This window comes from Stenotrophomonas sp. YJH_SMC_4 (assembly GCF_059371575.1).
The window spans coordinates 96,449-108,732 of sequence record NZ_JCAFUR010000011.1 but is presented as its reverse complement, the minus strand read 5'-3'; the positions used below and the strand labels follow the sequence as shown (position 1 = coordinate 108,732).

At 66.1% G+C, this 12,284-nt stretch carries 13 protein-coding genes and 1 riboswitch; of the genes, 7 read left to right on the top strand and 6 right to left on the bottom strand.

Annotation, left to right across the window (positions count from 1 at the left end; all coding sequences use genetic code 11):
- Positions 1-195: 195 nt before the first annotated feature.
- Both AC5P9F_RS15490 and ettA read right to left on the bottom strand, forming a co-directional pair.
- Entirely contained in the window at positions 196-1,512 is a 1,317-nt protein-coding gene (locus tag AC5P9F_RS15490; RefSeq protein WP_005408048.1) for an NCS2 family permease, read from the bottom strand.
- 101 nt (positions 1,513-1,613) lie between these two features.
- Complete coding sequence (gene ettA / locus AC5P9F_RS15485) at positions 1,614-3,278, bottom strand: energy-dependent translational throttle protein EttA (RefSeq protein WP_010481992.1); 1,665 nt, start codon at positions 3,276-3,278, stop codon at positions 1,614-1,616.
- Between the two features lie 253 nt (positions 3,279-3,531).
- Between ettA and AC5P9F_RS15480 the strand changes: the two genes are divergently transcribed.
- The 7 genes from AC5P9F_RS15480 (at position 3,532) to ribD (ending at position 8,748) form a co-directional block, all read left to right on the top strand.
- Positions 3,532-4,005, top strand: a complete 474-nt coding sequence (locus AC5P9F_RS15480; RefSeq protein WP_033834700.1) for an RcnB family protein — start codon at positions 3,532-3,534, stop codon at positions 4,003-4,005.
- Positions 4,006-4,192: 187 nt separating this feature from the next.
- Positions 4,193-5,446, top strand: coding sequence for a serine hydroxymethyltransferase (gene glyA, locus AC5P9F_RS15475; RefSeq protein ID WP_010481990.1), 1,254 nt, complete (start codon positions 4,193-4,195; stop codon positions 5,444-5,446).
- A 66-nt stretch (positions 5,447-5,512) separates the two neighbouring features.
- Positions 5,513-5,986 carry a hypothetical protein gene (locus AC5P9F_RS15470; RefSeq protein ID WP_049397397.1) on the top strand — a complete coding sequence of 158 codons (474 nt, stop codon included), beginning with the start codon at positions 5,513-5,515 and terminating at the stop codon, positions 5,984-5,986.
- 6 nt (positions 5,987-5,992) lie between these two features.
- On the top strand, positions 5,993-6,409 hold the full coding sequence (locus tag AC5P9F_RS15465; RefSeq protein WP_049397398.1) for a hypothetical protein: 417 nt from the start codon (positions 5,993-5,995) through the stop codon (positions 6,407-6,409).
- 27 nt (positions 6,410-6,436) lie between these two features.
- On the top strand, positions 6,437-6,886 hold the full coding sequence (locus AC5P9F_RS15460) for a hypothetical protein (RefSeq protein WP_049397456.1): 450 nt from the start codon (positions 6,437-6,439) through the stop codon (positions 6,884-6,886).
- Between the two features lie 136 nt (positions 6,887-7,022).
- Entirely contained in the window at positions 7,023-7,544 is a 522-nt protein-coding gene (gene nrdR / locus AC5P9F_RS15455) for a transcriptional regulator NrdR (protein WP_049397400.1), read from the top strand.
- A 118-nt stretch (positions 7,545-7,662) separates the two neighbouring features.
- Positions 7,663-8,748 (top strand): bifunctional diaminohydroxyphosphoribosylaminopyrimidine deaminase/5-amino-6-(5-phosphoribosylamino)uracil reductase RibD, encoded by a 1,086-nt coding sequence (ribD, locus tag AC5P9F_RS15450; protein WP_049397401.1) that lies wholly within the window; start codon positions 7,663-7,665, stop codon positions 8,746-8,748.
- Between the two features lie 25 nt (positions 8,749-8,773).
- Here ribD and AC5P9F_RS15445 read toward each other — a convergent pair whose 3' ends face one another.
- The 4 genes from AC5P9F_RS15445 to AC5P9F_RS15430 form a co-directional block, all read right to left on the bottom strand.
- Positions 8,774-9,187, bottom strand: a complete 414-nt coding sequence (locus AC5P9F_RS15445; RefSeq protein WP_223846467.1) for a hypothetical protein — start codon at positions 9,185-9,187, stop codon at positions 8,774-8,776.
- A gap of 55 nt (positions 9,188-9,242) precedes the next feature.
- Positions 9,243-10,154 (bottom strand): hypothetical protein, encoded by a 912-nt coding sequence (locus tag AC5P9F_RS15440; RefSeq protein ID WP_133050600.1) that lies wholly within the window; start codon positions 10,152-10,154, stop codon positions 9,243-9,245.
- A 129-nt stretch (positions 10,155-10,283) separates the two neighbouring features.
- On the bottom strand, positions 10,284-11,168 hold the full coding sequence (locus tag AC5P9F_RS15435; protein WP_049397403.1) for a hypothetical protein: 885 nt from the start codon (positions 11,166-11,168) through the stop codon (positions 10,284-10,286).
- A 153-nt stretch (positions 11,169-11,321) separates the two neighbouring features.
- Positions 11,322-11,942: a hypothetical protein gene (locus tag AC5P9F_RS15430; protein WP_049397405.1), complete on the bottom strand. Its 621-nt coding sequence runs from the start codon at positions 11,940-11,942 to the stop codon at positions 11,322-11,324.
- Positions 11,943-12,129: 187 nt separating this feature from the next.
- Positions 12,130-12,275: riboswitch (FMN riboswitch) on the top strand.
- Positions 12,276-12,284 lie beyond the last annotated feature (9 nt).

Sequence of the window (12,284 nt, the reverse complement as noted above, 5' to 3'; positions counted from 1 at the left end):
CGGCCGCTGGCCGGCATCGCGCCCAAGGTGGCAGGTGAATCACCACCCGGTAGTGCCGGCCGCTGGCCGGCATCGCGCCCCGGATGGCAGGTGAATCACCATCTGGTAGTGCCGGCCGCTGGCCGGCATCGCGCCCCGGATGGCAGGTGAATCACCATCTGGTAGTGCCGGCCGCTGGCCGGCATCGCCTACCGCTTATTCCAACGCGTAGCGCAGGGTGAACAGCACCGCCACCAGCCACACCGCCGGATGCACTTCGCGCCAGCGCCCGGTACCCGCCTTCAGCGCGGCATAGGCGATGAAGCCGAACGCCAGGCCGTTGGCAATCGAGTAGGTGAACGGCATCGCCAGCGCACACAGCGCCGCCGGCACCGATTCGGTCAGGTCGCTCCAGTCCACTTCCACCAGCTCACGCAGCATCAGGCCAGCCACGAACAACAGGGCCGGCGCGGTGGCATAGCTGGGCACCATCGCTGCCAACGGCGAGAACAGCAGCGCCGCCAGAAACAGCGCCGACACCACCAGTGCGGTCAGGCCGGTGCGGCCGCCCACCTGCACGCCGGAGGCGCTTTCGGCAAAGGCCGTGGTGCTGCTGGTGCCGAGCATCGAGCCCGCCACGATCGCGGTGCTGTCGGCCAGCAGCGCGCGGCCGAAACGCTTCTGCGCGCCCGGCAGCTTCAGCAGGCCAGCCCGGCCGACTACGCCGTACAGGGTACCGGTGGCATCGAACACTTCCACCAGCACGAACACCAGCACCACCTGCAGAAGTACTGCGATGGGTGCGCCGCCGTCATGGTGCAGCAGGCCCGGCAGGTCCAGCTGCAGGAAGGTGGGTGCAAGGCTCGGCGGCAGCGAGACCAGACCCTGGTACTGCACGTCGCCCAATGCCCAGCCAGCGCCGGTCACGGCCAGGATGCCGATCAGGATCGCACCGCGGATGCGGCGCGCTTCCAGCACCGCGATCAGCAGGAAGCCGGCCAGTGCCAGCAGCGGCGGCGCCGTGTTCAACGGGCCCAGTGCCACCAGCGTGTCTTCATTGCCGACGATCACGCCCGACTTCTGCAGCGCGATGATCGCCAGGAACAGGCCGATGCCGGCCACGATGGCCGAGCGCAGCGATGAGGGAATACCCGATACCAGCCACGCGCGTACTCCGGTCAGCGACAGCACCAGGAACACCAGGCCTGAGATGAACACCGCACCCAGTGCCTGCTGCCACGGCAGGCCGGCGGCGCCGACCACGGTGAAGGCGAAGAACGCGTTCAGGCCCATGCCGGGCGCCATGCCGACCGGGAAGTTGGCGGCCAGCGCCATCACTGCCGAACCCAGTGCGGCGGCCAGGCAGGTGGCCACGAACACCGCACCCGCATCCATGCCGGTGGTGCCGAGGATCTCGGGGTTCACGAAGACGATGTAGGACATCGTCAGGAAGGTGGTGACACCGGCCAGCAGCTCGGTGCGCACGGTGGTGCCGTGCTGCTGCAGCTGGAACAGGCGCTCGAACAGGGACATGGGGTCGCTCATGGGTAGATGCCGGCCGCTGGCCGGCATGCATGGTCGGTACACATTGCAAAAAGGAGAAAGGCCGCGCGAGCGCGGCCTTTCCGGTTGCCTTACTTCAGCGCCTTGAAGCGCAGGCGCTTCGGCGCGGCGTCGTCGCCCATGCGGCGGCGCTTGTCTTCTTCGTACTCGCGGTAGTTGCCCTGGAAGAACTCCACGTGCGAGTCGCCTTCGAACGCCAGGATGTGGGTCGCGATGCGATCCAGGAACCAGCGGTCATGCGAAATGACGAAGGTGTTGCCCGGGAACTCCAGCAGCGCATCTTCCAGCGCACGCAGGGTTTCGATGTCCAGGTCGTTGGACGGTTCGTCGAGCAGCAGCACGTTGCCACCCTGCAGCAGGGTCTTGGCCATGTGCAGGCGGCCACGCTCACCACCGGACAGCGAACCGACCATCTTCTGCTGGTCCTGGCCCTTGAAGTTGAAGCGGCCGATGTAGGCGCGCGACTGGATCTCGATGCCGTTGATGTTGAGGATGTCCAGGCCGCCGGCGATTTCCTGGAAGACGTTGTGGTTGCCTTCCAGCGCGTCGCGGCTCTGGTCCACGTAGGACAGCTTCACGGTCGGGCCGACCACGATCTCGCCGGTATCCGGCTTTTCCTGGCCGGTGATCATCTTGAACAGGGTCGACTTACCGGCACCGTTCGGGCCGATGATGCCGACGATGGCACCGGCCGGCACCAGGAAGCTCAGGTTGTCGAACAGCAGGCGGTCGCCGAACTTCTTGGAGACGTTCTTGAACTCCATCACCGCATTGCCCAGGCGCTCGCCCGGCGGGATGAAGATTTCGTTGGTCTCGTTGCGCTTCTGGTAATCGACCGACTGCAGCTCTTCCAGGCGGGCCAGACGGGCCTTGCCCTTGGTGCGGCCGCCCTTGGCGTTCTGGCGCGACCACTCCAGTTCCTTCTGGATCGCCTTCTGGCGAGCCTTTTCCTGGTTGTCTTCCTGCTTCAGGCGCTCGTCCTTCTGGGTCAGCCAGTCGGTGTAGTTGCCCTTCCACGGAATGCCGCGGCCGCGGTCCAGTTCCAGGATCCACTCGGCGGCGTTGTCCAGGAAGTAGCGATCGTGGGTAACGGCCACCACGGTGCCGGTGTAGCGCGCCAGGAACTGCTCCAGCCATTCCACCGACTCGGCGTCGAGGTGGTTGGTCGGTTCGTCGAGCAGCAGCATGTCCGGCTTCTGCAGCAGCAGGCGGCACAGCGCCACGCGGCGCTTCTCACCGCCGGACAGCTTGCCGACCACGGCATCCCACGGCGGCAGGCGCAGCGCATCGGCGGCCACGTCCAGCTGGTTTTCCAGCGTGTGCGCGTCGCCAGCGGCGAGGATCGCCTCCAGGCGCTCCTGTTCCTTGGCCAGTGCGTCGAAGTCGGCACCTTCCTCGGCGTAGGCGGCGTACACCGCTTCCAGCGCGGCCTGTGCCTGCAGCACTTCGCCCACGCCTTCCTCGACCGCTTCACGCACGGTCTTGGTCGGGTCCAGCTCCGGTTCCTGCGCCAGGTAGCCGACCTTGATGCCGGGCTGCGGGCGGGCTTCGCCCTCGAAATCGGTATCCACGCCGGCCATGATCTTCAGCACGGTGGACTTGCCGGCGCCGTTCAGGCCCAGCAGGCCGATCTTCGCGCCCGGGAAGAAGGACAGCGAGATGTCCTTGATGATCTGCCGCTTGGGCGGGACCACCTTGGACACGCGGTTCATGGTGTAGATGTATTGCGAGGACATGCGGTCTCCGTAGGCGCGGCCCTGCGCCCGACCCGTCACGGGAACATCCCGTTGCGGCAGCGGGCACAGACTGAAATGGAATACCACCAATTATAGCCGGAACCGGTTCCGGGCCGCTCCCGGGAGGCGCCGCCGGGCTGGCTATCGCCTGAATACTCGGTCACAGTCCTGCAGCGGGAAGCGTTTCCAGCCGGAAACGGTTCAGATCGGTTGCGCAATATGGGTTCACCACCCACCCAAGCAGAGGTCTGACATGCGCATCAATCGAGTAATGGCCAGTGCCGTGGCCTCTGTGCTGGCACTGGGCGCCGTGGCCCCGGCCTTCGCCGACAACGACCATCGCCGCGACCACGACCGCCGTGAATGGCGGGAGGATCGCCGTGAGTGGCGCCAGGACCGCCGTGACTGGGAGCGCGACCGCCGCGAGGCCCGGCGCGACTGGGAGCGCGACCGCCGCGACTGGCACCGCGACCATGACCGCTACTACCGTCCGGCACCGCCGCGGGTGGTCTATCGCCCTGCCTATGGCCCCGGCTACGGCTGGAAGGTCGGCCACCGCTACCGCGACTACTACCGTGGCCCGATCTACGTGGTGAACGACTACCCGCGCTACAACCTGCGCCGCCCGCCGTACGGCCACCAGTGGATCCGCGATGATCGCGGCAACATGCTGCTGGTCGCCATCGCGACCGGTGTGATCGCCCAGTACGTACTCAGCAGCCGCTGAGGGGCGCGGCTGGGGTCGGATCCCTTTCCAACGGAAAGGGCTCTGACCCCACGACATCAATCGAAACCATACGGGGCCGGATTCCTTCGGGGATGCCGGCCCCGTCCGTTTCGGCCCCAGCGGGCCGGTGCGGGGCTACAATCGAAGGCTGAGCCGTACCCCTTTTCCCTGCCTGCTGGAGTACCCGATGTTCCCGCGTGACGTCCGCATCGAATCCTACGATCCCGAACTGGCCAAGGCCATCGCCGCTGAAACCCAGCGCCAGGAAGACCACGTCGAGCTGATCGCCAGCGAGAACTACACCAGCCCGGCGGTGATGGAAGCCCAGGGCAGCCAGCTGACCAACAAGTACGCCGAAGGCTACCCGGGCAAGCGCTACTACGGCGGCTGCGAATACGTGGACATCGCCGAGCAGCTGGCGATCGACCGCCTGAAGCAGCTGTTCGGTGCGGACTATGCCAACGTGCAGCCGCACAGCGGTTCGCAGGCCAACCAGGCCGTGTACTTCGCGCTGCTGCAGCCGGGCGACACCATCCTTGGCATGAGCCTGGCCCACGGCGGCCACCTCACCCACGGTGCCAAGGTGAATGCCTCGGGCAAGCTGTTCAACGCCGTGCAGTACGGCGTGAACGACCAGGGCCTGATCGATTACGACGAAGTCGAGCGCCTGGCCCTGGAGCACAAGCCGAAGATGGTCGTGGCTGGTTTCTCGGCCTACTCGCAGGTGATCGACTGGGCGCGCTTCCGTGCCATCGCCGACAAGGTCGGTGCCTACCTGTTCGTGGACATGGCGCACGTCGCCGGCCTGGTCGCCGCCGGCGTCTACCCGAGCCCGCTGGAACATGCTCACGTGGTCACCTCGACCACCCACAAGACCCTGCGCGGCCCGCGTGGCGGCATCATCGTCGCCAAGGGCGCCGACGAAGACCTGGTCAAGAAGCTGCAGTCGATCGTGTTCCCGGGCATCCAGGGTGGTCCGCTGATGCACGTCATCGCCGGCAAGGCCGTGGCCTTCAAGGAAGCGCTGGAACCGGGCTTCAAGGCCTATCAGCAGCAGGTGGTGAAGAACGCCCAGGCGATGGCCAACACGCTGATCGCGCGCGGCTACAAGATCGTCTCCGGTGGTACCCAGAACCACCTGATGCTGGTCGACATGATCGGCAAGGACGTGTCCGGCAAGGACGCGGAGGCCGCGCTGGGCAAGGCCCACATCACCGTCAACAAGAACTCGGTGCCGAACGACCCGCGCTCGCCGTTCGTGACCTCGGGCCTGCGCCTGGGCACCCCGGCGGTGACCACCCGTGGCTACGTCGAACAGGACTGCGTGGACCTGGCCAACTGGATCGCCGACGTGCTTGATGCACCGAACGACGACGCTGTCATCGCCCGCGTGCGCGACGCCGTCAGCGCGCAGTGCCGCAAGTACCCGGTCTACGGCTGATCGAAACAGGGGTCGGATCCCTTCCCGCAGGGAAGGGCTCTGACCCCGGTATTGGAGCAACCGCGCATGGATGAGCGCCGCCTCAAGTATCTGTACGTGGTGCTGGCCGCGCTGTTCGGCCTGCCCAGCCTTTTCGCGGGCGGCGTCGGTGCCTGCATCGCCCTGGTCATGGGGGTGATCGGCCTGGTCTCGCTGGATGCTGACAAGCTGTGGTTCGCTGCCGTCATGTGCGTCTGGGGAACGGCCGCGCTTGCCGGCCTGGTGGCCTGGGTCGCGCTCAGCGTCATCTGGTTGCGTGATGGACTGCAGGGCCTGCGCACGGCCTCGCCACGCTGGTGGTGGTTGCTGGGCATGGGCGTGCTGGCGGGCCTGCCGTTGCTGGGATTGGCGATATATACCTTCTCCGGGTTGGGCCCGGCGGTGGTGAGCGGTCTCTTCGCAGGGCCGTCGCTGCTGGTGCCCACCGGCATGCTGATGTTGCTGCGTGCGCGTGCCGATACCGTGGATGTGCCGCCCGTACGAGCGCGGGCATCGGAGTAACCGCGCATGGATGAGCGCCGCCTCAAGTACCTGTATGCCGCGTTGGCGGTACTGCTCGGCCTGCCCGGCCTGGCGATGGGCGGCGCGGTCGCGGTGATGTTCCTGGTTGTTGGCGTGCAATCCTTCGGCGGCAACCGCTCCCCCGATCTGGTGCCACTGCTGTGGGGCCTGGCCGGCGTGGCGGGTTGCCTGGCCTGGCTGTGGCTCAGCGCCGGCTACCTGCTGCAGGGCCGGGCCGGCCTGCAGGTGCGCGCGATCTGGTGGTGGCTGCTGCTGGCCGGTGGGCTGGCAGCGCTGCCGGTTCTCTGGATGACCGCATGGTTCGGCTTCCAGCAGGGGGGCGCCGCGTTGGAACTACTGCTGCTGGGGCCGTCGATGCTGGTACCGGCCGCCATGCTGGTGTGGCTCAAGCGCCGCGCCTGACGCGGCCAATCAAAGGGAATGGAACGCATGGATGAGCAGCAGCACAAACGATGGATGGGGATAGCAGGCCTGCTGGTGGGCCTGCCCACCGCGGCGGCAGGAGGCACCGGGGCAGTATTGGGGTTGATGGTCGTGCTGGATGGCAAGTATCTGACTGGCGATGAGCACTCGCTGTTGCTGCTCTGGTCATCGGCCGGAGTGCTCGGCCTGCTGTCCTGGATGTGGCTGAGCGGCCTCTTCCTGTGGCGTGGTCGCGCAGGCCTGCATCAGGCGCCGGTGGTCGCATGGATTGGCCTGGTGCTGGGAATACTGGCCGCGCTGGGTGTCGTCGCCGCCACGCTGTATTTCACCTTCAAGGAAGGGGAGATCTCGACCTTGGGCTTTCTCGGGTTTGGCCCACTGCTGCTGGTGCTGGCCGCGCACCTGTTGTGGTTGCGCTGGGGCGGGAATACTCCGGCGTCCGGCCCGGCCGGCTGAGTGGCGGCCCAAGAGCGCATCAGGCGCCCATTCCGGCTTTCGCGCAGGCAGCATTTGCTGCTGGACCCTTTCTCAGGTACCTTTGCGACGCTGCCATGACCGTGGCATCTAGGTTGCCCCCTGAGCCAGGCGTTCCATGCATTGCCCCTTCTGCCAACATGCCGATACCCGGGTCATCGACTCGCGCGTCTCCGAAGACGGCGCGACGATCCGCCGTCGGCGTGAATGCGAAGCCTGCGGCGAGCGCTTCAGCACCATGGAAACGGTTGAACTGAAGCTGCCGGCGATCATCAAGAGCGATGGCACCCGCGAAGCCTTCGACCAGCGCAAGGTCCGCGCTGGTTTCGACCGCGCACTGCAGAAGCGTGCGGTGGCCGAAGACAAGATCGAAGCGGCGGTGCGGGCGGTGGTTCACCAGCTGCGCATCAGCGGCGAGCGTGAAGTGCCTTCGATCAAGGTCGGCGAGTTCGTCATGAACGAACTGCGCAAGCTCGATCATGTCGGCTATGTGCGGTTTGCTTCGGTCTATCGCAGCTTCGAGGACGTTGCCGATTTCCGCGAGGAGATCGAGAAGCTGGAACGTGACCTGCCGTCCAGTACCGAACAGCTGCAGCTGCTGGGCGACGTGATTGCCCTGACCAAGAAGAAGAAGGGCTGACCGCTTCTGCCTTGGTGGGTGCCAACCTTGGTTGGCACAATGGCCGTTGCTCTGGTGGGGGCCAACCTTGGTTGGCACTGATGGCATGGATCTACGCCAGCGGCGGTACCATGGTGGCATGAGCATCCCGTTCTCCGTCCTCGACCACCTGCACATGGCCAACGCACTGCGCCTGGCCGAGCGTGCTGCCTATACCACCCGCCCCAACCCAATGGTCGGTTGCGTCATCGCCCACGGCGAACGCGTGGTCGGGCAGGGCTGGCATCAGCGCGCCGGCGGTCCGCATGCTGAAGTGTTCGCCCTGCGCGAGGCCGGAAGCGAGGCGCGTGGTGCCACCGCCTACGTCACCCTGGAGCCTTGTGCGCACTACGGGCGCACACCGCCGTGCGCGCTGGCCTTGATCGAAGCGGGCGTGTCGCGCGTCGTTGCCGCGATGCGCGATCCGTTCCCGAAGGTCGATGGTGGTGGCTTCGATCTGCTGCGCAATGCCGGCATCGAGGTTGCCGAAGGACTGATGGCGACGCAGGCGCGTGAGCTCAACAAGGGCTTCCTATCGCGCGTGGAGCGCAACCGGCCGTGGCTGCGGGTGAAGCTGGCGGCCAGCGTCGACGGTCGCACCGCGATGGCCGATGGCAGCTCCAAGTGGATCACCGGCCCGGCCGCGCGCGAAGACGTGCAGCACTGGCGCGCGCGCGCAGGTGCGATCCTGACCGGCGCCGATACCGTGCTGGCCGACGACCCGATGCTGACCGCGCGCCTGGCCGATACCGAGGTGATGCCGCCACTGCGCGTGGTGCTGGATTCGCGCCTGCGCTCACTGGAGTGCAGCCGTGTGCGCGAGGGTGGGGCACCGACGCTGTACCTGCACGATGCAGCGGTGAGTGCACCGGATGCGGCCGACGCCGAATTCGCCAGCGTGCCCTGCGTTGAAGGGCGGCTGGACCTGGGCGCGGTGCTGGCGCTGCTGGCCGAGCGCGGCATCAACGAAGTGCATACAGAAGCCGGCGCGACGCTGGCCGGTGCGCTGCTGCGCGGCGGCTGGGTGGACGAGCTGCTGCTGTACCAGGCCCCCACGTTGCTGGGCGATAACGGACGCCCGCTGCTGGCCGGCCTCGGCATCGATGCAATGGACCAGCAGCGCCGCCTGCGTGTGGTTGACCAGCGCCAGGTGGGCGAGGACATCAGACTGTTGTTGCGCCCGTGAGGGAATGACGGCATCTCCTGTGTCGTCAGGTGCCCTCGTCCTCGTCGGCGGGGCACTGCTCTGCCCATTGCTGCTTCCACAGCATGTGCAGGTCCCGGCAGTAGGCACCGAGCGCTTCCCCCGTCAGTTGCGTTGACTTCGACCGCAGCCTGCGCCGGCTGATGCCGTCGTCGTACTCGTCCGGCAATACCGTCGGCGCACATTCATCGTGGTATATCAGGAATGCACGGCAGTCGTCGTCTTCGCTCAGCTGTGCATCGATGTCCCTGTCGCGTAGCTGGTTCGACTCGAAGGCAACCGATGGGCGGATGATGAAGGTCTTGGGCCTGTGCGCTTCGGCCTGCCCACACACCATCAGCGCCAGCAGCATGACCGTGGTCGACCCTGTACGATGTTTCATGCGGTTGCCCCGGTGGAAGAGAGCAACAGCATTGACCATGCACACCGCAATGGGCCATGCAACGGTTCTGAAAGTGCGTTCGGCTGTTCGCGGCCTAGTGGCACTCATGCGTCCAGAGTGCCTGCATTGCGGGCCGCAAGGCCATGCATTGCTGCAGCAGCTCCGCCTCGGGAATCTGCTGTCGCCGCTTGCTCAGGGTAGTGGCCAGGTCACTCACCCCCTTCAGTTCCTGCGGCGCAATGCGTGCCATGCAGCGGCGATGCTGTTGCAGCAGGTCGTCACACTCGACGATGCCTGTCATCTGTGCGATGGCGTCACGCGTGCCCGCGCGGTCCAGGTGGCGCGGCTGTGCGATCAGTGCTTCGGTCAGAACCACGTATATGTCATGTTCGACGCGGCCGGAGGGGAAGTCTTCATTCGGATGCCTCGACTTCTCGCTGTGCCAGGCGGGTTCGCGAGTGGTCGATACCACGCGCGTGGTGCCAACGATCTCGTGGAAGGGGCCGTCGCGCAACGTCTCGATATAGGCTCTCCAGAAGCGCTGCTCGCTCTGCTCACCGCCATCGAAGACCGTAGCCTCGGACAGGTACCGAAGACGCTCGACATCGCCCACGCGGCAGCTGAAGTGCACGTCGGCAACCTGCATGCCTTCGGTCAGACTGTGCCATGCCTCGCTTCGGTAGGGCTTGCATCGGCTGTTGGCCAGAACCTGCAGCGCCCAGACAAGATGTGGCGAATCCACGCCGTCGATCGGATCGACATGGCGCTCGATGTTCCTCGTCCAGGTCGCCAGCAACTCCGCCATGGGCGGAGCATTGAAGAGATCACTGGTTGCACCGGTCCGGTCGGCCTGCTGCTTCTGGACAAGCATCTGCAGTGCGAAGTCGTTGCGTTCATGCATGGCCTGCAGATGCTGGGAAACGACGTCTTCCGGGGTTCTGTCGCGGGCAGTTGCCAAAGGCAGGTGCATGCCCAGGGCAAGCAGGCAGAGAAGAGGGCGGTGCACGGTGATTCCATCGGGACGGGGCGGGGGAGAATGCCCCCCGCCCCCAGGCCTGTCCATGCAACTCGTCCGAACCTGCGGCCGGGGTCGAGCCGGATATCGCCAATGCGGCTGCGTTCGGCCCCTGCGCCCTCACCTGCACTCGTCGGTCCACATCATCTCGGCGATCGGGCGCAGTGCCTTGCACTCCTGCGTCATCGCTTCGGCCGACTGCACCTGCGCCTTTGTTTTCAGTTCCTCGGCCATCGCATCCACGCCGCTGATCTGGTCCGGCGCGATCTTCGCCACGCAGGCGCGGTGCTGCTGCAGCAGCAGGTCGCAGCCCGGTACGCCGGTCACCTTCGGTGCGCTGGCGGCCTGCACGTCCTGCATCCAGTCTTCGAACGGTGCCAGTGCACCGGCCACGGTGCCTACCAGATCATCGAAGTTGCCGCTGTACCAGTAGCCATTGTCCTTGGCCGGGTACAGGGTGAAGGTGCCGCTGACCGGCACGCGCGCGCCACTCTGCAGTGCCTGGGTATAGGCATCGGTGAACTGCTTGCGCGAGGCCGGGCTGGCATCGGCGGCCAGGCTGGCGGCGAACAGCGGGCGCACCTTGCCCAGGTCGGGCACCTGGCAGCTGAAGCTGATGCGCGCCAGCTTCTGGTCTTCAACGTATTCGTTGTCTTCGACCACGCTCTTGGTCGCGCGGCACTTTGAATCGCGCAGGGCCTTGGCGTACAGCGCTTCAGTGGCCGCAGCGCCGGTCTTGTCACCGGCGCTGGCCAGCACGGTCTGCCACGGTTCGGCCAGGGCCTTGGCCAGTGCGCCCGGGGTCGGGGTCACCGCGTCCTGGCCTTCAAAGGCGGGTTTCAGCGCATCGTTGAGCGTGCGGGTAGCAGCCGCGTCGTCTTCCAGCAGGGTGCGCGCGTACAGGTCGAAGGCCTGCTCGGGGGTCAGCTGGGCCGATGCGGCGCCGGCCATCAGCGGGGCGCACAGCAGGGCGCTGGCCAGCAGGGTACGGGTGAAGGTCTTCATGACGGTGTTTTCCTTTTCCAGAGGCGCGCAAGCCTAGCGCATCCAGCAGTACTTTCGATGGCGACCAGCGGTCACATGGTGGCTGCACACCGGCCAAAAAAACGGGCCCCTTGCGGGGCCCGTTCGATCGCTCGACGAGAAGCGATCGTTGGATCAGAAGCTGGCGCGCACGCCAACCGAGTACTGGGTGACGTCGCGGTAGCCGGAGATCTCGCCCACCAGACCCCAGGTCCTGGTGAAGTTGATTTGGCCGCCGACCGTGCCAACCCAGGTGCCCTTGAAGTTGTTGCCGCCATCCATGTAGCCGGCCTTGGCCCAGGCTTCGGTCATGCGCGACGGCTTGCCGCGGATACCCATGGTGACGCGGCCCAGGTTGGTGTGGTCCTTGCCGTGGTAACGCACGCCGTCATAGCGCAGGGTCGATTCGGCGTTCTGACGCACCCAGGCGGCATCGGCGGTGAAGTCCACGCGATCGGACCACGGCATGTGGTAACCAATGCCCAGCTCCGGCTGGTTGAGTTCCAGCTTCAGCGAATCTTCGCCGTAATGGCGGGTCTTGCTGGTACGCGACCAGCCGCCGAACACGTAGACCTGTTCGGCCAGCGCGACCGAACCACGCAGGTAGCCGCCGTCGACCTTCGGGTCGTCCAGTGCGTTGTCGTCAACCTTGACCTGCGTCCAGCCACCTTCAACGTAGGTGTAGCTCAGGGCGTCGGCCGACGCAGTGAACGGGGCGGCGGCCAGCAGGGCGGCCACGATCAGGATCTTGCGCATGGGAATTCCTGTGAATTTCAGTCCATTGGCGGGCCTGCCCTTGCGGCTGCCCGTGGCGACATCATGTCGTCCAGGGCAGGATTTTAATGAAAGTTTTACAAATTGCGAGCGACGGCCGTCACAGCTGTGGCATCCGACCCCGTTCAGCCCGGGCTGGTACACTGGCCAGGCCGGTTCGCCGGTACACAAACGTCTTCAGGGCGGGGTGCAATTCCCCACCGGCGGTAGGTGCGCAAGCACGAGCCCGCGAGCGCCCCGGCCCACGGCCGGGGGTCAGCAGATCCGGTCCAATGCCGGAGCCGACGGTCATAGTCCGGATGAAAGAAGACGGTGCCACAGGGC